The 22238-nt window shown below is 62.7% G+C and carries 18 protein-coding genes; 10 read left to right on the forward strand and 8 right to left on the reverse strand.

Annotated features, from left to right (window positions below):
• Positions 1–182: 182 nt before the first annotated feature.
• On the reverse strand, positions 183–1943 hold the full coding sequence (locus FB389_RS02090) for an RNA polymerase sigma factor (RefSeq protein ID WP_142111145.1): 1761 nt from the start codon (positions 1941–1943) through the stop codon (positions 183–185).
• Between the two features lie 246 nt (positions 1944–2189).
• On the reverse strand, positions 2190–3311 hold the full coding sequence (locus FB389_RS10960) for a DUF4192 domain-containing protein (RefSeq protein WP_142111146.1): 1122 nt from the start codon (positions 3309–3311) through the stop codon (positions 2190–2192).
• A gap of 178 nt (positions 3312–3489) precedes the next feature.
• Between FB389_RS10960 and FB389_RS02100 the strand changes: the two genes are divergently transcribed.
• Positions 3490–4620, forward strand: a complete 1131-nt coding sequence (locus FB389_RS02100) for a polyprenyl synthetase family protein (protein ID WP_142111147.1) — start codon at positions 3490–3492, stop codon at positions 4618–4620.
• A 9-nt stretch (positions 4621–4629) separates the two neighbouring features.
• On the opposite strand, the gene FB389_RS02105 is transcribed toward FB389_RS02100, so the two are convergent.
• Positions 4630–5064, reverse strand: coding sequence for an Rv2175c family DNA-binding protein (locus FB389_RS02105; protein WP_142111148.1), 435 nt, complete (start codon positions 5062–5064; stop codon positions 4630–4632).
• 255 nt (positions 5065–5319) lie between these two features.
• Here FB389_RS02105 and pknB point away from each other — a divergent pair, with 255 nt between their 5' ends.
• A complete protein-coding gene (gene pknB, locus FB389_RS02110) occupies positions 5320–7332 on the forward strand; it encodes a Stk1 family PASTA domain-containing Ser/Thr kinase (RefSeq protein ID WP_142111149.1) in 2013 nt (670 codons plus the stop codon).
• A 41-nt stretch (positions 7333–7373) separates the two neighbouring features.
• Here pknB and FB389_RS02115 read toward each other — a convergent pair whose 3' ends face one another.
• The 3 genes from FB389_RS02115 to FB389_RS02125 all read right to left on the reverse strand — a co-directional run bounded on the left by FB389_RS02115 (position 7374) and on the right by FB389_RS02125 (position 10877).
• Positions 7374–8726: a class II 3-deoxy-7-phosphoheptulonate synthase gene (locus FB389_RS02115; protein WP_142111150.1), complete on the reverse strand. Its 1353-nt coding sequence runs from the start codon at positions 8724–8726 to the stop codon at positions 7374–7376.
• Between the two features lie 37 nt (positions 8727–8763).
• Complete coding sequence (locus FB389_RS02120; protein ID WP_142111151.1) at positions 8764–9993, reverse strand: pyrophosphate--fructose-6-phosphate 1-phosphotransferase; 1230 nt, start codon at positions 9991–9993, stop codon at positions 8764–8766.
• A gap of 122 nt (positions 9994–10115) precedes the next feature.
• Positions 10116–10877, reverse strand: a complete 762-nt coding sequence (locus FB389_RS02125; RefSeq protein ID WP_142111152.1) for a lysophospholipid acyltransferase family protein — start codon at positions 10875–10877, stop codon at positions 10116–10118.
• Positions 10878–10951: 74 nt separating this feature from the next.
• Here FB389_RS02125 and FB389_RS02130 point away from each other — a divergent pair, with 74 nt between their 5' ends.
• The 3 genes from FB389_RS02130 to FB389_RS02140 all read left to right on the forward strand — a co-directional run bounded on the left by FB389_RS02130 (position 10952) and on the right by FB389_RS02140 (position 15097).
• Positions 10952–11509 (forward strand): hypothetical protein, encoded by a 558-nt coding sequence (locus FB389_RS02130; RefSeq protein WP_142111153.1) that lies wholly within the window; start codon positions 10952–10954, stop codon positions 11507–11509.
• Between the two features lie 103 nt (positions 11510–11612).
• The gene (locus FB389_RS02135; RefSeq protein ID WP_142111154.1) at positions 11613–13421 is read left to right on the forward strand and encodes an AMP-dependent synthetase/ligase; all 1809 of its coding nucleotides are present in this window, start codon (positions 11613–11615) and stop codon (positions 13419–13421) included.
• 29 nt (positions 13422–13450) lie between these two features.
• Positions 13451–15097 carry a DEDD exonuclease domain-containing protein gene (locus FB389_RS02140; protein ID WP_142111155.1) on the forward strand — a complete coding sequence of 549 codons (1647 nt, stop codon included), beginning with the start codon at positions 13451–13453 and terminating at the stop codon, positions 15095–15097.
• Between the two features lie 69 nt (positions 15098–15166).
• Here FB389_RS02140 and trpD read toward each other — a convergent pair whose 3' ends face one another.
• Complete coding sequence (trpD, locus tag FB389_RS02145) at positions 15167–16243, reverse strand: anthranilate phosphoribosyltransferase (RefSeq protein WP_425467263.1); 1077 nt, start codon at positions 16241–16243, stop codon at positions 15167–15169.
• A gap of 275 nt (positions 16244–16518) precedes the next feature.
• Between trpD and ctaE the strand changes: the two genes are divergently transcribed.
• From ctaE to FB389_RS02170, 5 genes are all read left to right on the forward strand, one after another.
• Positions 16519–17160 (forward strand): aa3-type cytochrome oxidase subunit III, encoded by a 642-nt coding sequence (gene ctaE, locus FB389_RS02150; protein ID WP_142111157.1) that lies wholly within the window; start codon positions 16519–16521, stop codon positions 17158–17160.
• 44 nt (positions 17161–17204) lie between these two features.
• Positions 17205–17993 carry a cytochrome bc1 complex diheme cytochrome c subunit gene (gene qcrC / locus FB389_RS02155; RefSeq protein WP_142111158.1) on the forward strand — a complete coding sequence of 263 codons (789 nt, stop codon included), beginning with the start codon at positions 17205–17207 and terminating at the stop codon, positions 17991–17993.
• Complete coding sequence (gene qcrA / locus FB389_RS02160; protein WP_425467264.1) at positions 17987–19039, forward strand: cytochrome bc1 complex Rieske iron-sulfur subunit; 1053 nt, start codon at positions 17987–17989, stop codon at positions 19037–19039. The genes qcrC and qcrA overlap by 7 nt, the downstream gene beginning before the upstream one ends.
• The gene (gene qcrB, locus FB389_RS02165; RefSeq protein WP_142111160.1) at positions 19036–20700 is read left to right on the forward strand and encodes a cytochrome bc1 complex cytochrome b subunit; all 1665 of its coding nucleotides are present in this window, start codon (positions 19036–19038) and stop codon (positions 20698–20700) included. Before qcrA ends, qcrB begins: the two co-directional genes overlap by 4 nt.
• Before the next feature lie 187 nt (positions 20701–20887).
• On the forward strand, positions 20888–21511 hold the full coding sequence (locus FB389_RS02170) for a superoxide dismutase (protein WP_142113431.1): 624 nt from the start codon (positions 20888–20890) through the stop codon (positions 21509–21511).
• 301 nt (positions 21512–21812) lie between these two features.
• Here FB389_RS02170 and FB389_RS02175 read toward each other — a convergent pair whose 3' ends face one another.
• Positions 21813–22229 (reverse strand): cytochrome c oxidase subunit 4, encoded by a 417-nt coding sequence (locus tag FB389_RS02175; protein ID WP_142111161.1) that lies wholly within the window; start codon positions 22227–22229, stop codon positions 21813–21815.
• Between the last annotated feature and the right edge of the window lie 9 nt (positions 22230–22238).

Below are 22238 nucleotides of genomic sequence, written 5' to 3' on the forward strand. Positions count from 1 at the left end.
ACAACTTCACCGGAAGATACCGCCCATTGCGGCGGGTGTTCTGCCAATGCCGTCGTGCACCGTCGCGTCCGAGGTCGGCCGGAACGATTACGGCGGGAACAAACATAGCTGCAACATAGCTGGCGGAAACGAACCGGGGGCCCGTTCCGGTAAGAACGGGCCCCCGTGGGCGAGGCTTGACGCTAGTCCAGGTAGTCGCGCAACACCTGCGATCGGCTGGGGTGGCGAAGCTTCGACATTGTCTTCGACTCGATCTGGCGGATACGTTCACGAGTTACGCCGTACACCTTGCCGATGTCGTCGAGCGTGCGCGGCTGACCGTCGGTGAGACCAAAACGCATCGACACCACGCCCGACTCGCGGTCCGAAAGCGTGTCGAGAACCTGGCGTAGCTGCTCCTGGAGCAACGTAAAGCTCACGGCATCCGCCGGCACTATCGCTTCCGAATCCTCGATCAGGTCACCGAACTCGCTATCACCGTCCTCGCCAAGCGGCGTGTGCAACGAAATAGGTTCGCGGCCATACTTTTGGACCTCGACGACCTTTTCAGGAGTCATGTCCAGCTCAAATGCCAACTCTTCGGGGGTCGGTTCACGCCCAAGATCCTGCAGCATCTGCCGTTGGACGCGTGCGAGCTTGTTGATGACCTCTACCATGTGGACGGGGATACGGATCGTGCGTGCTTGGTCCGCCATTGCGCGCGTGATCGCCTGGCGGATCCACCACGTCGCGTAGGTCGAGAACTTGTAGCCCTTGGTGTAGTCGAACTTTTCGACCGCACGAATCAGGCCCAGGTTCCCCTCCTGGATGAGGTCGAGGAACAGCATCCCGCGCCCCGTGTAGCGCTTCGCAAGCGAAACAACGAGCCGCAAGTTGGCTTCGAGCAGGTGATTCTTAGCGCGACGCCCATCCTTGATAATCCACTCGAATTCACGCTTCTTCTTGCCTTCGAACGGCCCTTCGTTCTTCGTGATGTATTCGGCATAAAGGCCAGCTTCGATACGCTTGGCAAGCTCAACTTCCTGCTCGGCGTTGAGAAGCGCGACCTTACCGATCTGCTTCAGGTAGTCCTTGACTGGGTCGGCCGTAGCGCCCGCCGTGACGACCTGTTGCGCGGGAGCGTCGTCATCGTCCGCGTCGGAGACTACGAAACCGCGCGATTCCTCGTGCTCTTCCTTTGCCGCGGGCTCCTTGCGCGCCGAGCCTTCGGGCGCTGCCTCGCTGTCGTCATCGCTGTCGCCGGCCAGATCCTCGATCACGACGTCGGGATCGACTTCAACGTCGTCGGCGTCTTGATCCTTCGCCGCCTTTGCGGCCGCGCTCCGCCTCTTTGGCGCCGCCTTCGTCGCGGTTGCTCGCTTGCGCGGGGCCTTCTTCACAGGCTCTGCCGCATCCGTTAGCTCGCTCTCGCCAGATTCGTCCGCTTCAACGGTTGCGGTCTTGCGACGCGTTGCTGGTTTCTTGGCAGGCGTCTTTTTCGATTCCGCTTTATCCGCCGTCGGTGCGGTCGTATCGGCCTGGGTTGCATCCGTCGCAGCGGCCTTAGCGCTCGTCCGCCTGGTCGCCGTCTTCTTGGCCGGAGTCTTTTCGCTCACCGCGGCGGCCTCGTCAGCCGTATCACCTGCGGCCGCCTTCTTGGTCGCAGCGCGCTTCCGTGTCGTGGCTTTCGCGGTCCCGGTGCTCGCGGTAACCGATTCCTTTGCAGTCGACCGCGCCGCCGCAACCGCGCTTTCGCGCAACTCAACGATCGTGATGGATGCGTCGGACAGTGCGTTGAGTACAGCACGCAGGGCCTTGGCACCTTCGACCTGCGCAACCTCACAGGCTATGCGCAATTGTTGCGCGGTCACCTGACCGGAACGCTTCCCATCGTCGAACAGCTGCCGCAGTTGGGCATGCTGGAGGGCAGCGGGATAGGAATCTGATGTCTGCGAGTTCGCCACAAAGGACCCTTCAACTAAACGACCGGGGCGGGAGTTGTTCCGAATCAAATCGGCAAGATTACATTGTACCCAGCCGAAACCACGCCCGCGTCATCCGCGCGGCAAGATCGGCCATTTATTCCGAACTCCGGCCGCCGTATCTTTATTCCCACCCGCCGCAGGCAACAGGTCGCACGACTCGACACCACCAGCCACCCACCGCACGACTCGACACCACCAGCCCTTAGACCCCGCAACGCGCCTCACCTATTCAGCCGCGAAGCGTGCATGCTCTGTCCTCGTCGCATCGACCCACCCGGGAGCTATACCTCGATCGAGCAATTCCGCGACCAGATGCGCCAAACCATGCCCGGGCCGCACGGCCAACGCGCGATTGCAGTATTCGCGCGCGCGAGCGCCGCTTCCCTCCCACCACGCCAGCAACCCCAGGACAGCCAGCCCATCGCACCGATGTTTACGTCGTGTCGCTGATGTGGCTATGCGCATCACGCCGCAAACCGACTCCAGGATGCCCGGATCCGGAACACATGGGGTGCCAGCGCCGGTCACGATGGTCCTCATCACTGACGCGATGTCTCCCGGGGAATCACCCGATTCGGCCACGTTCGGGATTCCCAACGCCCGCGCGGCACAGCGCAATATGACCCCGTCGCGAACCCCCACATCACGCAGACTAGTACCCAATTTCGCCCACGTCACAGGGGGGATATCTGCAAACGCCAAAGGCACGTCACCGAAGCGTGCGACGGCTGCATCCAGAACTCCATCCCACAGATCCAGTGATTCGGCCGTCCAGCGTTCCGGATGTGATCGGCGCGCAACGGCCCATCGATCACCTGCACGCCATACTCGCTGTGATTCTTCGGGTCGCAGTTCGGGTACATCGCCCAAAGCTTGCCTAGACTCACCGATGACAGCACCGTGCGCGACCATTGTCGCGCTCACCTGGGTGGTCGAAAGGTCACCAACCGCACGATCCGTTCCCCACTCGAATTGAGAACGATCAAGTGCTTCCGGGTCTGCCCTCGAAAATCGATCCCGGCAAACCCACCAAACCTGCACCTCGCTGAACCGTCCACAGGCAGCGACCAGGGGACGAACCGCGTTCTCCCACGTCCCGCGTGATTCGCTGTAAACGACAACGATTGACATAACAGCGCCATCGCGTTGCAAGAAATCACCCAAGGCTTGGGCCAGTCGACCATCCGCACGCAGGTCGCTGAGATCCGCACGTGCAATAACTCCCAACCTATGTCGATGGCCTCGCAGCGACACCACCACCGCCGAATCGGACGGGTGATACCCGATTTGGTAAGGGATAAAGGCCAGCAGTTCGCGAGGATCCGAAACACGCACGATATTGTTCATGCCCCCACGGTGCCCGCTGCGGCCGCCCAGCGTTCAGAAATCCGACCGATGTGGATAACTTTGGCCAGCACGGGCGACCTAGTTTCGCTTGCAGCCACCAGGAAGCTCCACCACATATGCCCTGCCCGCGACAGCCCGGCACTTAGTGTTTCCGCACCGCACCGCATAGTCTTGAGGCATGCCCGCCGCGACATCTCCCGCTGACGATCTCCAACTAGAACAACAATTCCAGGCTCAACTCACCGCGGAGATCGCCGCGGCGACCGCGTCGCTGCGGCGAATCGCAACGTCGCTCGGTGAAATCGATGGCGGTCCGGTGGATGCAATTGAAGCCCTGATGGCGGGCGGCAAACGGATGCGCGCCAGACTCTGCTTTTGGTCGTGGCAAGGCCACCGCGCCAGAGCCATCTCGGGAACGCGCGCGGACACCGACACGGTCCCGGTTCTTGCGGCCGCATCTGCAATTGAGTTCTTCCAGGCGGCCGCGCTGCTGCACGACGACATCATCGACAGGTCTGCCACTCGCCGCGGAAAACCAGCCGCACACAAGGCATTCGCCTCGTCGCACCGAACGATGGGCATGGTCGGCGACGATGCACACTTTGGCGTTGGCGCGGCAATACTAGCGGGCGACCTGGCCCTCATCCAGGCAAACGACCTCGCCGCACACGCAGGGCAACTGGCCGGAGTCGCGCCGGCCTTCAACGCTGCCTGGCACCGGATGGGCGTCGGCGTGACGCTCGGCCAATACTTGGACCTTGCGAGCGAAGCGGCTCCCGCGTGGGGTCAGGATCCCGCGCACGATGAACAGCGAGCTTGGGAAGTAATCGTCGCCAAAACAGCCCAGTATTCGGTCGAGTATCCGTTGCGTTTCGGTGCGATTCTTGCCGGAGCTTCCGAGGAAGAACTCGATGAAATGTCGCGCGTGGGAATCCCTCTCGGCGAGGCGTTCCAACTCCGTGATGATGTCCTGGGAGTCTTTGGGGATCCAAAAGTCACAGGAAAGCCCGCCGGTGACGATATACGCGAAAACAAACGAACCGTCCTGCTCGCGCGCACGATGGCGGCGCTGAGAACAGCCGATCAGGAGCGGCTGGGCGCCCTCGTCAATTCTGGTTCTTACGCAGATTCCGATGTCGAATGGGTTACGGAGATGATGGTCACCTCCGGCGCGATCGACCAGGTCGAGGGGATCATCAACCACAAGTACGCGCAAGCGACCGCGGCACTTGCCGAATCCTCACTATCACGTCGCGCCCAAGAAACGCTGCGACACCTTGCAGACCAGACCGTTCGCCGGGATCGGTGACCCGACCGCTTAGTCCAGCACCTGCGCGACCCTGCGGACGGCGCTAGTGTGCCCACGCAAGAGAGCCGACACGGGGCTCTCCCCCAGTTCGTCGTGGTCGGTCAGCAGCCAATCTAGAATCTCGTCGTCGGAAAAGCCATGATCAGCCAAAACGGTGATAGTCCCACGCAGCGCCGGCAGGATTACCAGTTGCTCAGGCTCCCCAGCGGCGGGAGCAGGTCCCGGATCTGCTGGATTTGAAAGGTGGCGCGGAACCAAGAAAATGTCGGGAATCAATGCCCCGACCTGGTGCGAGTGCTTACGTCCGACGATCCGCCGTGCCTGTAACGCGCCGCGGACATTGGCGGCAGACGTTCCAAGCCTCTCCGCAAACTCCGGCACCGAAATCCACTCAATCCGCGAAATTCGCTCCGCAATGTCACTCTTAGTAAGCCCAATTGTCATGGCACCAGCCTAGTCACCTGCCCGGCCCCCGTGTCGAATCCGGATTCTGGGTGGGGTTGCGGCCGTGTCGGTTCCCCTGTGGGGCCGTCCATCTGGGTGGGGTTGCGGCCGTGGCGATTCAGCCCGCCGCCACCCGCTCAACCGCGCAGAAATGCTCCAGGACCGCCTACGATTGATACGAATCGGCCAGTGTCGCAGCTCCGGGTAAAATCCGGGAATCGCCGCATACATCCGCCAACCCGATAGGATCCGTCAGTGACTCTTTCCGCAGGCGACAGGCTCGTCGATACGACCATTGATGGTCGTTATCGAATTCGGCGCCGCCTAGCCAGCGGCGGAATGGCTACGGTCTACCTTGCGACCGACTTGCGGCTGGATCGCGACGTCGCGGTCAAGGTCATGCACGAGCATCTGGCCCACGGCCCGCACGGCTCCGACTTCGCGGCCCGTTTCCGCAGGGAGGCACGCTCGGCCGCCAGGCTCGCCCACCCCCATTTGGTCGCCGTCCACGACCAAGGCGTTGATGCCGATGTTTCGTACCTCGTCATGGAATACGTCTCGGGACCAAACCTGCGTCGGCTCCTGGTCGCAGAGCCGCCTATGACCGTCCGCGATGCGCTCCGCATCATCCGCGAAGCACTGGACGCCCTCGCGGCGGTGCATGCCGCTGGCCTGGTACATCGCGACATAAAGCCCGAAAACATCCTGCTCACGCCAACGGGCTCGGTAAAAGTCGCTGATTTCGGTCTTGCTCGCGCGGTGACCGAAGTGACGGCGGCCTCAACCGGGACCGTCATGGGAACGGTTGCCTACCTCAGCCCCGAGCTCATTACCAGCGGGAAAGCAGACGCTCGCACGGATGTCTATGCGATCGGGGCGACGCTCTTCGAAATGCTCACGGGCCACCAACTTTTCGAAGGCGACACTCCGATCCAGATCGCCCTCCAGCATCTCCAATCGGAGGCCCCCCGCCCCAGTGAAATCTCGCCCTGGCTGCCCTCCGAAATCGACGACTTCGTCGCGCAAATGACGACACGTGATCCCGACAATCGCATCCCAAGCGCGGGCGTAGCCCTCGCCGCAATCAAGCGCGTCGAATCCGTTCTGTCAGAAGGCGTTCTGGCGCATACGGTGACGCCTCCGCCAGCCACCGGTGACGCAGCCAACACCATCGAAACGAGCCGCGACGGCCAACTGAGCGCCGAGGATCACGACCCCGATCGGGACTCCAAGGACGCTGTCGAAGGCTCGGGCGATGAGCAGGGACGCGAATCGGCGCACACGGTCTCGCTCCACATACAGCCGACCCAGGCCGCCCCGGTAGTTCGTTCGGCGCCGCACGATCGTCCAGCGCGCACGCCGCGCCGCAGGCGCCGCCCCCTGCTTGTTCTCACGATCATGCTGGCCTTGGCGCTGGCCGGGACGGTCGGCGCAAGCGTCTGGTACCAGACTTTGGGCCCCGGCGCATATACCAGCGTCCCGGAACAACTCGTTGGGCAAACCATCGACGACGCGACCGCCGCCCTCACGGCAGCATCGTTAGTAGCCGACCAGGAAACGGCCTACTCCGACACCATCCCAAACGGGCTTATCGTCAGCACCGACCCAGAATCGGCCGAACGCGTGCGCAGAGGCACCACGGTCACCCTGGTGATATCCCAAGGGGTGGAGTACCGGGATGTCCCCGATGAGATCGTCGGGAAGAAGCTCGCGGAGGTGCAGGATGCGATCACGAGCGCCGGGTTCCCCGCACCAACGGTCGAACGCGAATTCTCCGACACCGTGGATAAGGGAGTGATCATTGCATCCTCGGTCCCGCAAGGTTCGCGCCACCCACACAACACCACGATCACCCTCACCGTCTCGAAGGGCAAGGAGCCGGTCGAGGTCCCCAATCTGGCCCAGATGACCACCACCGAAGCCGAATCCGTGCTGGCCAACCGCGGCCTGAATCTCAAGGTCGGGAAGAAGCAGTACGACGACTCGATTCCGGAAGGCGCAATCGTCTCGCAGGTACCTGCGGCGGGTTCACAGTCGTATCGCACTGCCACCGTAACGGTTGTGACGTCGCGGGGCCCGAAACCTGTGGAAGTGCCCAACGTCGTTGGCATGAGCGAATCCGACGCGACCACAACCCTCAAGGATGCGGGTTTCGAGGTCAAGGCGGACCGCTATCTTGGCGCCATCCTCGACCGGGTGCGGTTCCAAAGCGAGGACGCTGGCACCAAAATTCCACCGGGAACGACCATCACCATAACGGTGTGGTGAAAAAGATAGGAACGAGGTCTGCGCGCTCCGCGCTCCGCGGGCTACGCCCCGACCAGCATTTCGGCCACGAGGAACGCGAGTTCCAGGGACTGCTGGTGATTCAGTCGCGGATCGACCAGTGTCTCGTAGCGTTCTGCTAAGCCCGCATCATCGATCTCTTCGGCGCCGCCAAGCACCTCGGTGACGTCGTCCCCGGTCAGCTCCATGTGCAGTCCGCCAGGGACCGTGCCGATGGCGCGGTGCACCTCGAAGAACCCGACAACCTCGTCCATCACGTCCGAGAATCGCCTGGTCTTGAATCCCGACGATGACGTGATCGTGTTGCCATGCATCGGATCGGTGGCCCAGGCGGCGGCGAGCCCCTCCCGCTTGGCCGCTTCGAGCAGGTGAGGCAGCACCTCACGCACCTTTGACGCGCCCATCCGAGCGATGAAGGTTAGGCGCCCCGGCTCCCTGGCGGGATCCAGTTTGTCGGCGAGCGCGACCATATCTTGCGGGGTCGTGGTCGGCCCCAGCTTGACGCCAAGCGGGTTCGACACCTTCGAAAGGAACTCCACGTGCGCTCCATCGAGCTGCCGCGTGCGCTCCCCTATCCACAGGAAGTGGGCCGATGTGTCGTAGGGTCGCCCCGAACGCGAATCGATGCGAGTGAGCGAGTGTTCGTAGTCGAGCAGCAGCGCCTCGTGGCCGACAAAGAAGTCGACGGTGCGTAGCGCCTCGAAATCGACGCCGCATGCGGTCATGAACCGGATTGCGCGGTCAATCTCCTTCGCCGTGCGTTCGTAACGCTTATAGGCGGGGTTCTTCAAGAAGCCCGCATTCCATTCGTGGACACGGCGCAGGTCCGCGAATCCGCCACCCGTGAATGCCGAAATGACATTCAAGGTTGCGGAGGAAATCCTGTAGCCCTCCACCATGCGGCCCGGATCGGGGCGGCGGGACTCGTCCGTAAAATCAAAGCCGTTGACCATGTCGCCGCGGTATGCGGGAAGTTCGATCCCGCCCCGCGTCTCCATGTCGGAACTGCGCGGCTTTGCGAATTGACCGGCCATCCGCCCCATCTTGACCACAGGCATGGAGGCACCATGCGTCAAGACCACCGCCATCTGCAAGATCGTGCGGATCTTGTTGCCGATCCGGTTCGCGTCGGCCTCCGCAAACGTTTCTGCGCAATCGCCGCCCTGCAATAAGAACGCCTCGCCGCGCGCAACCGCAGCGAGCCTTTCGCGCAGTTTGTCGGCCGCCGCGGGCACCACGATGGGTGCGCTTGCCCGCAATGTCGAGCAGGCGCGCGCGAGCTCGTCCTTGTCTGGCCACGTCGGTTGTTGACGTGCTTCTAAGGACCGGAACGACTCCAGGTCATTCCGGTTTGCAAGTGTTGAATCGATACTCACGCGCGCCGGCCCCTCACCGAGCTAGATGGAAGCAGAATCAGTGTGCCGAAACTGCCGAAGCTGGGTCGTAGTTCTGCCCGATGGCGCCCAGCAGCTCTCCGAACCACTGCTGCTTGACGTCGAATGGCTTACCACCAGCGATGCGCGGGAACTCGATCGCGCGCAGTCGGTCGCCGTTTTCTTCGTCGTGACCGATGACCCCAGGCGTTCCGGCCAGCGCCGCCTCAACGGCCAGGTCCGTCATCGACTTAATCAGGCGCAGGTCCTCAGCGTTGGCCGCGGCCGCTCGCGAGTAGTAACCCGACTTTTGCACCATGACCTTTTCGGCACCGAGCTTTTCCGCGAACTGCTTCGCGAACCACTGGCCGGGGTTGACGGTGTCGAGCTTCACGTGGCCAAAGGGATCGCGCTGGACCTCTTCGCCCGCCGCCTCGAGCTGCGCGACGATGTCAGCTACGCCCGCTCCCTCGGACAGGAAGATGTTGACGTTGCCGACCTCGTCCATGACGGTCTTGAGGCGCGCCGCCTCGGCATCGATGTCGATCTTCAGTTCGGGAACAAACACCGCGTGCACGTCCCAACGATCCTGCGTGAGACCCAGCGAGGGGACCCACTTTTGGGTCGTGACCCATTCGCGGTACTTCGCAGCGGTTGCGGCCGTGAGCCAGCCACAGTGGCGTCCCATGATTTCGTGCACAATCAGCATCCGCGGCGAGCTGCGGTGTTCACCGATGATGTTCTTTGCGAAGTGCGCGCCTTCCTCTGCTGCGGTCCACGCGCCGAGCGACTGGCGGATGGGTACGACGTCGTTGTCAATGGTCTTGGGCAGACCAACGACGGTGAGTTCGTAGCCGTTGTCGTGCAGGTATGCGGCCAAATCCGCCGCAGTAGTGTTGGTGTCGTCTCCCCCGATGGTGTGGAGGACGTCGACGCCGTCTTCCTTGAGGCGTTCGGCCGCGACGGTGAGCGGGTTTTCGCCTTCCTTGACCAGTCCGCGCTTGACGCAGTCGGCCGCGTTTGTGAGCTTGACGCGGGAGTTACCGATGGGCGATCCACCGAACTTGTGCAGTTCGCCCGCGTGCTTGCGAGCCTCGGCGTCCACCACGATCTTGTTGCCAAGCAACAGGCCGTGGTATCCGTGCTGGTAAGCGATGATTTCGATCGTGGGGTCGATCTCGTTGTAGCGCTCGATCAGGCCGCCGACCGCGGACGATAGGCAGGGGGCAAATCCGCCTGCGGTAAGCAATGCAACACGACGAACCGTCATGGTCTTCTTTACCTCTCAGTAGTTTCTTGCACAGTGATGGAAGATGCGATGAGTCAGTGGGCGCGAAGCTGCCGCGACAGCGCGGGCGGGCCTTTACCCCCGCCCAACAGTCTACGCGTGGCCTATTTGGGGGGCTCTGGGACCGACAGGTCGGCGGGCACGGGGCGGTCCCCGGGTGAGGTATCCGATTTTTCTGCGTATATGGCGCTGACATCCTTGCCCGCCTCGAGCTGGGCCTTGACGGTGGCGGCGTACGCGTCAACATATTCCTGCCCGGAAACCTGCTGAATCGCGTACATGATGTCGTCCGTGACCTGGCGCAGCACGAACCGGTCCTCGTGTGTTCCGCGGAATTCTTCGAAGGACAGTGGCTTTCCGAAAACGATGCCGATTCGCATGGGACGAGGCAGGCGCCGCCCGATCGGTTGTGCGACATTGGTGCCGATCATCGCCACCGGGACGACCTTTGCTCCCGATTCGATCGCCAACCGCGCTACGCCAGTCTTGCCCCGATACAGTTTCCCGTCCGGGCTCCGCGTTCCTTCGGGGTAGATGCCGAATATGCCACCCGTCTTCAGGTAGTTGAGGCCGGTGCGCAACGCTGCCTCGGATGCCCTTCCGCCGGAGCGGTCCACGGGAATCGTGCCGACGCCGCGCATAAAACCTGCCGTGATGCGACCCGTGATGCCACGCCCGGCGAAGTATTCGGCTTTCCCGATGAAGACGATGTTGCGGTCAAGTACCAGCGGCAGCAGGAACGAGTCGAGTACCGAAAGGTGGTTGGAGGCCATGATAACGGGGCCGGATTCCGGCACGTTCTCGGCGCCGATGACCCATGGTCGAAAGGCCAATTTAAGAAGGGGACCGCCAATGACCCGCTTCATGAGCCAGTAGAACAACGAATCTCCCTTACGCCCGCGCCTGTGATAACCACCGCGGATAACCCTACAGTGGAGGCATGTCGACAAGCCACGAGGACACCCCCGAGCCGCCCGCCCATGTCCCGACCTCACACGAGGGTGGTGCGCCAACACATCCATCGGATAGCACTCAGCCTAACGCGAACGACGTGCAAAGCGTGAACCGCGATGAAGCCGGCGCATCCGCAGATCCCGCGGCGCCATTCGATCTCGACGAGGAGTTCCGTAAGCTCGCCAGGGAACTCGATGACATTCCGGGCTTTAGGAATCTACAACCGCTCGACGCCACCGGCGACGATTCGACCGCGTTCGGCGGCGGTCCTCGCGATTGGTCGGTAGGCGAAGACGTCCCTGTTGAGGGCGAATTTGTTCCGCCAGACCCGGAAGTGCGTCTGGACGGCAGCCCCGCCCGGATCGTTGGCTGGCTCTTCGTGTTGCTCGGGTCGATCGGCTCCGTCTTGTATGCGATCTTTCACGCGGTTGCGCCCGCCGTCTTGTTCGCGATCACCGGCAGCCTCCTGGTCGTTGGCGTCGTCGTTCTGCTGCTCACGCTCCCCAAAGAACGCGATGACTGGGACACCGGCGCACAGGTTTGACCCGGTTGCCACGCTGCGCGACCGTACTGAAAGCCGTTCGATTGCCCGCCGTAATCGCGCCTCACGTACGCTGGTAACCGCCTCACGATGCAAAGGAGCACCCATGGTGCAGCTCTCGGAGTACCACACTCCCCTTCTTGTGGAGATCGACGATGACTCGAACATCAACGATCTACTTGCCGACCGCGTTCGCTCGCAAGGACCACTGCCTGCCGTCGAATTCAAGACGGACCACGGGCAATGGCGCACGCTGACGGCCTCGCAGCTGGATGCCGAGGTTGTCGCCGTCGCGAAGGGACTCGTAGCCCGCGGGATCAAACCCGGCGACAGGGTCGGAATCATGGCGCACACCAGCGTGAATTGGGCGATCCTGGACTGGGCAATTTGGGCGGCGGGAGCAGTGACCGTGCCGCTTTACGAAACCTCCAGCGCCGAACAGGTCGAGTGGATCTCACGCGATTCCGGAATCGCGCATCTCTTCGTCGAGAGCGACGCCTTTCTCGCGACCGTGACGGAGGCACGCACGCTCGGCACCGTCCCGGACGAATCCAATGTTGGGGTCTTTGCGAACGGAATCATGGAGGGGCTCAAGGCTGACGGCACGTCCATTTCCGACGAGGCCATCGCGTCCCGCCGACGGCACGCCTCGGCAGCGACCGTCGCCACGATCATCTATACCTCCGGCACTACCGGACGCCCCAAGGGCGTCGAACTCACGCACGGCAATTTTGTCTCGCTGGCTAGGAATTCCGTGGCGGAGTTCCCGGAGATCATTGCGGCACCGGGCGCAAAGGTCCTTCTGTTCCTTCCGCTGGCACACGTGTTCGCCCGGTTCATTCACGTCCTGGGCATGGCGGGCGGCTCCGTGGTCGGGTATGTCGGCGATATCAAGTCGCTGCTAGATGACTTGAACGCATTCCGTCCGACCTGGTTGCTCGCCGTTCCGCGGGTCTTCGAGAAGGTCTACAACGGCGCGGACCAAAAGGCTTCGATGGAAGGCAAACAGAAGGTCTTCAGGTGGGCCGCTAAAACGGCAATCGCTTACTCCCGCGCGCTCGATACACCGGGCGGCCCCAAGCTCACGCTGCGAGCTTCCCACCAGGTCGCCGACCGGCTGGTCCTCAGGAAGATACGCACGCTCCTGGGCGGACGCGTGCAGTACGCGATCTCGGGGGGTGCCGCCCTGGGCGAACGCCTTGGACACTTCTACCGAGGCCTGGGGATCTTGGTGCTCGAAGGATATGGGCTCACCGAGACCACCGCCCCCATTACCGTCAACCTGCCGCGAAACATCAAAATCGGAACGGTCGGCCGCCCTTTTCCGGGTTGCTCGGTGCGGATCGCCCAGGACGGCGAACTGCTGTTGGCCGGCCCCAACGTCTTTCACGACTATCACAACAATCCGGAGGCGACCCGCGCCGCGTTCGACGGTGAGTGGTTCCGCTCCGGCGATATCGGCATGGTGGATGCCGACGGCTACGTCACGATCACGGGGCGCAAGAAGGAACTTATCGTCACCGCCGGGGGCAAGAATGTCGCCCCAGCAATCCTGGAAGATCGGCTGCGCGGCCACCCCCTGGTGAGCCAGTGCGTGGTTGTGGGTGACGGTCAACGATTTGTCGCCGCGCTCATAACGCTCGATAAGGAGGCGCTCCCCGGCTGGCTGAAGGCACACGGCAAGCCCACAATGACCGTCGCCGAAGCGAAGCACGACCCCGATGTCCTGCGCTCCTTGGACCAGGCTGTTTCCCGCACCAACCGGGCGGTGTCGCGTGCCGAGTCGATCCGGAAGTACCGGATACTCGACGGCGATTTCACCATCGAGAACGGATACCTAACCCCGTCGCTCAAGGTCAAGCGCCACCTGGTCATCCGCGATTTCAAGGACGACATTGACGCCATCTACGCGTAAATGTCAGACGCGCGCCATACGCTTGTTTCATGATTCTCGCGGCGCATGATTCGGCACAAGGCGTGCAGGCAACTTTCGACGATTTCGGCGAGCCGTTGCACCAGACCACCTTTGTCGTCGTCGATTTGGAGACGACAGGGTCCAAACCAGGTTCGGCGGCAATAACCGAAATCGGCGCCGTGAAGGTGCGCGGTGGCGAGGTCATTGGGGAATTCCAAACCCTGGTCGACGCGGGACTCGATATTCCGCCCTTTATTCGGCATCTCACAGGGATCACTCCCGACATGCTCGTCGGGCAACCGGGTCCCGGCGAGGTCATCGCATCCTTCATCGAATTCCTGGGGGACGCCGTCATCGTTGCGCACAATGCGCCGTTCGATGTTGGGTTCCTGCGCCACTGCGCAACCGAACACGGTTATCCGTGGCCGCGGTCATTGGTCGTGGATACCGTGAAGCTCGCGCGCGCCGTGGTCCCGAAGGGCGAGGTCCCCAACCACAAGCTATCGACCCTCGCCCAGCATTTCGGCGCGCGCGTAACCCCGGACCACCGTGCCCTATCCGACGCCCGTGCCACGGTCGATGTCCTGCACGCGCTGCTCGAGCGCCATGCGGCGCGGGGCGTGCTCTATCGCGACGACCTGCGCACGGCGTGCGACCCCATACCCGAGGACGTGCGCAGGCGGCACACCCTGGCCGACAACCTGACGCGAGGTCCGGGGGCCTACATGTTCGTTGGCTCCGACAACCGCGTCCTGTATGTCGGCAAGTCCACCAACGTGCGTACCCGGGTGCGTTCTTACTTCACGGCGGCAGAAAAGCGGGCGCGGATGCAAGAAATGACGCGCCTGACGGTTCGCGTCACGGACGTGCCGTGCGCCACGGCTCTCGAAGCGGAAGTCCGCGAATTGCGCCTGATCGAGCAGCATTCTCCCCCGTATAACCGCCGCTCGAAGCGCCAGCGCTCCAGGAGCTGGATCAGCCTCAGCCCGGGGCCAAACCCTCGCCTTGTGACACGAAGGCGATCCCCCGCAAGCGACGCTGCGATCGGCCCACTAACGACTAAGCAATCGTCGATCGTCAAAGAATTTCTCGAATTCGTCTATCCGATCCGCACGTGCACAAAGACGCTGCCAGCGACCCCGCGTCCAGGCGCGACGGCGTGTGTGAGATTGGATATGCAACAGTGCCCGGGCCCATGCGTCGCGTACTCACCCGATCACGAAGACGCCGTCGCCCGCGTCGGCAGCGTGCTCGCGGGCGATGTCACCGAGTTCGTGCATCGATGCACGACGCGCATGCGGGAGCTTTCCGCGGCGCAGCGGTACGAGGCCGCCGCATACGTTCGCGACGGAATCGACGCAGTGACCCACGGGGTCGAAACGGCCTTACGGTTACGGGACCTGCGCAGGCGGGGGGCGCTCGTTCTTATATCGCGCGGTGCTGGCGATGCCACTGCGCTCGACCTGATTGTGCGTGGTCGCCACTGCGCATCGATGTTAGCGACGGGTCCGCACATCGAACCGGCTATCAGCGCATTGCTGGCTACAGCCGACCGCGGATACGATCAGGATTCATCCGCAGAAGAACAGCTCGTCATTGCCGCGTGGATAGACCGCGCCGATGTTGACGTGCGGCAGGTCCACGCCGACGATTCTCTGTCCCCCCACCGCGGCTGAGATTGAACGGGGGCGGCGGGTTGCAGAATAAGCACGAGCCGGGCCCGCTCCGACTATTTGGGGAGCGCCCTAGCGGGAGGTTGCCGCGACCCAGCGTTGCAGCAGATCGCTGGCCGCGCCGGAGTCGATTGCCTCGGCCGCGTGCGCTATTCCCGCGCGGAGCCGCTCAACCAGCGTCCCGCCGTCGCGTTCGGTACCCGGCAGCGTCCCGTCCGCGACCAGACCCGCCGCCGAGTTCAACAGCACCGTGTCGCGTACGGGCCCCGTCTTCCCATCCAGCAGGTCGCGAGCGACGCCCGCGTTGAATTGCGCATCCGCTCCGCGCAGGTCGTCGCGGGAGATCGGCGCGAGGCCCAGATCTTCCGCCGGATCGACCCGCAGGTGGGCGACGATGCCGCCGGAAACCTCCCAAATATCCGAAGGGCCCGTTGCCGCAAGCTCATCAAGGCCGTCCGCCGACCGAAAAACCAGCGCATTGACATTGCGGGTGGCAAGCACGCCGGCCATGAGCGGCGCCATGCGCTCGTCCGCCGCCCCCAGCGCCATAGCATCCGGTCGGCCGGGGTTGGTTAGCGGACCCAACACGTTGAAGACGGTGGGAACCCCAAGCTCCTTGCGGGTTTGACCCGCGTAGCGCATCGACGGGTGAAAGGTTGCCGCAAAGCAGAAAGTGATTCCGACCTCGCGCGCCACCTCCGCGACGCGTGCGGGCGTGAGATCGAGCCTGACGCCGAGGGCTTCGAGGACGTCAGCCGAACCCGATGCGGACGACGCGGCGCGGTTGCCGTGCTTGATCACCAGGGGGCCGCACGCGGCAATCGTAATCGCTGACATGGTCGAGATGTTGACCGTTTTGGCCCCGTCGCCGCCGGTTCCGACAATGTCGACCGCGCGCGTAGGGACGTCGAGCGGTTCCGCGTGGGCGAGCATGCCGCTGGTGAGCCCGGCTAGCTCGTCGACCGAAACGCCCTTGGACTGCAACGCGATCAAGAATCCAGCGAGCTGGGCCGGGGTTGCCTGACCCGACATAACGCTGTCCATTGCCCATTCAGTTTGGGCGCTGGAAAGTGAAGTTCCATTGACGAGCGCACTCAGCAATTCGGGCCACGTCGGCGTAACGGTCATGGTGCTTACTTCCTTTGCGATATCTGTGTGGCCGTCCACGACTCCGAACTGAGGCTGCCGTGCCGAGGCGGATGCTTCCATTCTAGGCGCGGCGGCGAGGACCCATTGGCGCGACCCGAATTGAACCTAGCGCGCGATCGCAGGCGCTATCTGGCGGGCCGTTAGGTGACAGTTCAACCGCAAGCGTCACACTTTGGCGGCAAAATGCGCGAAAAATGGGACATCCGCGCCCAATCTGCGCGACTCGCATGGGCCCAACGGCCCACACACAGCCTCCGATCAGCAATAATGACTATGTGTCAACAGCCTCGATAACCCCCAGCACCACGCCCCACGTGCATGTGAACCGGCCGAACCCAGTCTCGGTCGGCACAATCGTCTGGCTAGCCAGCGAGTTGATGTTCTTCGCGGGCTTGTTCGCGATGTACTTCACGGTCCGCGCAACGCTCCCGAGCGAGGAATGGGCCCAGGGGCCCTCGCACCTCAACGTCCCCCAGGCGCTGATCGTCACGATCGTTCTGGTTTTGTCCTCTGTGACCTGCCAGTTCGGTGTCATCGCTGCCGAGCGGTTCCAACCGGTACGGACAGGCAAGCTGTGGCAGCTGAACAAGTGGGGACTTGTCGAATGGACGACGCTCACCTTCATTCTCGGTTCGATCTTCATCGCCGGCCAGGTCCTGGAGTATGCAGAGCTTGTTGAACACGGGCTAACGATTTCGAGCTCGCCCTACGGTTCGGTGTTCTTCCTGGCAACCGGATTCCACGGCCTGCACGTCATTGGCGGATTGATCGCATTCCTCTTCGTCCTTGGCCGCACGTTCACGGCAAAGAACTTTGGTCACCACGAGGCCACCACCGCGGTAGTGGTCTCCTACTACTGGCACTTCGTTGACGTTGTCTGGATCGTCCTATTCGGAGTCATCTACTTCCTCCGCTAGGTTCTTTAGATTTCCTTACCCCCCACCACAGACAGGATTGAGACGTGAAGGCACTAGCCGCTAGACGGCATCACCGCTTCGCACCGGTGCTGCTGCTCACGCTGGCGCTGTTCTTGACCGGAGCCGCGTATTCGGCGTTCGCGCCGTCGTCGGCGACAGCCGAAGTAACCTCTGCCACTTCCGACGATGTTGCAGCCGGCCAGGCGCTCTTCCAAGCGAACTGCGCCACCTGCCACGGCACTGACGCGGTTGGAAAGACCGACGTCGCGCCGTCCCTGATCGGCGTCGGCGCTGCGGCCGTGAATTTCCAAGTGAGCACGGGCCGAATGCCCATGCAATCCAACTCGGTCCAGGCGCCGGTCAAGCCCGTGCAGTTCAATGAGGAGCAGACGGCTCAACTCGCTGCCTACGTCGCTTCCCTCGGTCCCGGCCCGTCCGTCCCGTCCGCAGAAGCCGTTGACCCGACGAAGGGAAATGCCGCGTCGGGCGCCGAAATCTTCCGCACCAACTGCGCCATGTGTCACAACGCCGTCGGAGCCGGCGGCGCTTTGTCAGAGGGCAAGTACGCCCCCGACCTATGGGACACCACCCCAACGCAAATCTACGAAGCCATGGTCACGGGTCCGCAGTCGATGCCCGTTTTCAACGATCAGAACATCACCCCCGAAGAAAAGCGTGACCTCATCGCATACGTGGTCGCGCAGCGCGACGGCTCTGCGGGCGGTGATTCCCTCGGATCCATCGGCCCCGTTTCGGAGGGTTTGTGGGCGTGGATTATCGGAATTGGCGCGCTCATCGGCGCAGCCGTGTGGGTAGGAGCGAAATCATCGTGAGCCAGAACCAAACTGTGGTCGACGGATCAACAAACGAGTCGCAGGACGTTGCTCCCTCCAACTTCTCCGATCCCGGCATTCCCGCCCACAAGCATCGCCTGGGTGATTCAGATCCAAAGGCGGCCCGCCGCTCCGAAACTATCGTGGTGACGCTCTTCGTCATCTCGATGCTCGGCACGATCGGGCTACTCGTTGCGTTCTTCGCGCTTCCGGACGACACGTCTGTGGCGGGGGTCAGAACGCAGAACATCACCCTGGGCGTCGCACTCGCTTTCGCGTTGCTGGGCATCGGGCTCGGTGCCATTCACTGGGCAAAATCGCTCATGAGCGACACCGAAGTTGCCGAAGACCGCCACGCAACCGAATCGTCGCAAGAGGTTCGTGCGGAAGCCGTCGCGAAGATTCAGGCAGGCGTCGAGGACGCGGGCGTGGAACGCCGCGGCGTCCTCAAAGGTGCCATGGTTGGGGCGCTCGCGCTCTTCCCGCTCGGCCTCGCAGTGCCCCTCATCGGCGAAGTTGGCGCAGACTGGAACATCAGCAAGTTCCGGCACACGATCTGGCGTAAGGGCGTGCGGCTCGCAACCGATCCGACGAACCGTCCGATTAAGGCGTCGGATGTCACCGTCGGTTCGGCCTATCACGTTATTCCGTATCAGGACGATATCGATGAATCGGTCCGCCCCGGAACTCACGCATGGCTTGACGAAAAGGCGAAGGCCATCGTTTTGATGGTGCGGATGGATCCGTCAGAGATAACCGAGGCCGATGACCGCAAGGACTGGTCACACGAGGGAATTGTTGCCTATTCCAAGGTGTGCACCCACGTCGGATGCCCGGTTGCTTTGTACGAACGCCAGACTCACCACCTGCTGTGCCCCTGCCACCAGTCCACGTTCGACATGGCGGACGGCGCAAAGGTTGTCTTCGGCCCCGCCAAGCGGCCCCTCCCGCAGTTGCCCATCACGGTGGACGACGAAGGATACCTGGTCGCGCAAAGTGACTTTACTGAGCCCGTTGGACCTAGCTTCTGGGAGCGCCTCAAGTGACAACCGCAAACGCCGAATCCTCACCGAATCAGGCAGCGCCCGCGACCAAAGCGGGTCGGGCAGCGGACTACCTCGACCAGCGCACCGGCATCGCGGTAGCGGTCAAGGAGTTTGCCCGCAAGGTCTTCCCCGACCACTGGTCCTTCATGCTCGGTGAAGTCGCGCTCTATTCGTTCGTAGTCCTGGTACTCACCGGGATCTTCCTGACGATGTTCTTCGTCCCTTCGATGGGCCTGACCACCTACCACGGCCCCGTCGCCACGATGCAGGGCCTGGAAATGTCGGAGGCGTTCGCATCGACCTTGCGGCTATCGTTCGAGGTCCGCGGCGGACTGCTGATACGGCAGATTCACCACTGGGCTGCTCTGATCTTTGTCGCCGCCATGGTGACGCACATGATGCGGATCTTCTTCACCGGAGCGTTCCGCAAACCGCGTGAGCTCAACTGGGTGGTGGGCTTCCTGCTGCTCATCCTCGGGCTCCTTGCCGGATTCTCCGGGTATTCACTCCCCGACGATGTCCTTTCGGGTAATGGCCTGCGGATCACGGACGGCGTAGTCAAGTCGATCCCGATCATCGGGTCGTACATGTCCTACATGATTTTCGGCGGCGAGTTCCCCGGACACGACATCATTCCGCGACTGTTCACCGTCCACGTTCTCCTTGTCCCGGGTCTCATTTTGTCGCTGATCGCCGTGCACCTGCTCTTGGTCGTGGTCCACAAGCACACCCAGTACCCCGGCGGCGGACGCACGGACAACAACGTCGTCGGATTCCCGCTCTTCCCCGTCTACACCGCGAAGGCCGGCGGCTTCTTCTTCGTTGTCTTTGGTGTGCTGGCGCTCATGGGCGGCACCATGGCGATCAACAACGTTTGGAACTACGGCCCATACGACCCATCGCCCGTATCGGCCGGTGCACAACCAGACTGGTACATGCTCTTCCTCGAGGGATCGCTCCGCTTGATGCCGGGGCAGACAGAGGTAGTGATCGGCGGATACACGCTGTCGCTCAACGTGTTGATACCCGCCGCAGTCGTCCCGCTGATCCTCTTTGCGTTCCTCGCGACCTATCCGTTCCTCGAAGCCTGGGTCACCAAGGACAAGCGCCCCCACAGCGTGCTCGACCGGCCACGAAACGTACCCACCCGAACGGGACTCGGCGTGGCCGTGCTCAGCGCATTCCTGATCCTGGTCCTCGCCGGATCGAACGACTTGATCGCGACGCACTTCGAAATGTCGATCAACGCAATCACGTGGGTGTTCCGTTTTGCGTTCTTCCTGCTGCCGGTGGCCTCGTTCTGGGTCACTAAGCGCATTTGCCTCAGCTTGCAGCGCAAGGATCGCGAGCTCGTACTGCACGGACACGAGCATGGGCGGATCGTCCGCACGGACGAGGGCGAATACTACGAGGTACACAAGCCGCTCAACGACCAGGAGCTGTGGCTTCGCGTCAACTACAACGCCCACAGCCCGCTGCCGCTCGAGGCGCAACCGTATGACGAATCAGGTAAGAAGAACAAGGGGTACCGGAAGGCGAAGTTCCGCTCCAAGCTATCGAAGTTCTTCTACGAGGATCGCGTGGAGCCCGTGACGCCTGCGGAACTCGAAGCAGCCCATGCGCATCACGGGGAGCGGATCGAAAGCGGCGCTTCCCACTGACCCAACACGACCCCTAAGAATCCGATGGCCACAGTCGCGACGGACGGTTTCGTCCCAGACTGTGGCCTTCGGCTTTCCGCGGTGGCCTTACCCAGGCTCATGTAGCAAAGTGGTAAGTAGCGCCCGACCTCATATGAGATCGGCGCAGCAGGTTCACAAGAGAATCCAACAATGGAGGATGAACAAGATGTCCGTATACACGCTCCCAGATCTCAGCTACGACTACGGTGAGCTCGCGCCCCACATTTCCGCACGGATCATGGAGTTGCACCACTCCAAGCACCACGCCGCGTACGTGGCGGGGGCAAACGCGGCACTCGAGAAGCTCGAAGAGGCACGCGCGGCCGGCAACTTCGACACCGTGAACCAGTTGGAAAAGAACCTCGCGTTCAACCTCGGTGGGCACGTCAACCACTCTGCTTTCTGGACTAACCTGTCCCCCAACGGCGGAGGAGAGCCCACCGGTGACCTAGCCGAAGCAATCGGCAAGGACTTCGGTTCGTTCGACGCGTTCCAAAAGCACTTCGCGGCAACAGCGCTCGGTGTGCAGGGATCGGGCTGGTCGATTCTCGCATGGGATTCGATCGGGCAGAAGCTGATCATCGTTCAGCTATACGACCAGCAGGGCAACCTCGCACTCGGTTTGACACCCATCGTGCTGCTGGACGTTTGGGAGCACGCTTACTACCTGGATTACGCCAACGTCCGCGGCGACTACGTCAAGGCCTGGTGGAACGTTGTCAACTGGGACGACGCCGCGGAGCGTTTTGCTCGCGCCAAGACCCAGACCGCGGGCTTGATCGTTCCGTAGTTCGCCGCGCAACGAAGCATAGTCGAGCGTGCGGCGTCCGAAGGACGTCTTAGTGGGTCCGCCGCGCGGCGGCGCCTCGCCGGTCGGGGGTCGCCGCGGCGACTGTCCCTGACAAGCAAACCACGCGATCGGCCGCGCGGCGCCTCCCCCGCGACCTCGGAGGCGGGGTGCCACATCCGCAACGGATGCGATACCCCGCCTTCGCGCTTCTTCCGCTTGGCGGCGCCACGACGTAGCAAAGCCGGTGGCGACCTCTTACGGGTCGCCACCGGCTTACTCGTGTTAGCGCGCTAGCGCCCTACTAGTGGGCGTGCTGACCCCGCGAGAATTCGAACACCCAGCCGACCAGGGCAACCACGCCCAGGGCGGCTCCAATGCCGAAGATCCACCAGCCCAGGGCCATGCCTGCGAAGCAAATCGCTCCAGCGGCGGCGAGAACCAACGGCCACCAGCTCCACGGCGAAAAGGCTCCCTGGTCCCCGCCGTTTCCTTCGATAGAGCCGGCCGGGTCGTCCTCGGGACGCGGATCGATGTGGCGGGCGGTGACCCGCAGGTAGACGCCGATCATCAGCGACAACGCCGCAACCAGGACCAGCGCTGCCGTTCCGACGGGCTCCAGGCCCTCCTGCCCCCACATGTGGGTACAGAAACCGTAGGCCAAAGCGGCCAGGGCGAAGAACGATCCCGTCCCTTCGAAGAGTCGAATCTCAGTCTTCATAGGTGATCT

Source organism: Rarobacter incanus, assembly GCF_006715765.1.
Classification (GTDB): Bacteria; Actinomycetota; Actinomycetes; order Actinomycetales; family Cellulomonadaceae; genus Rarobacter; species Rarobacter incanus.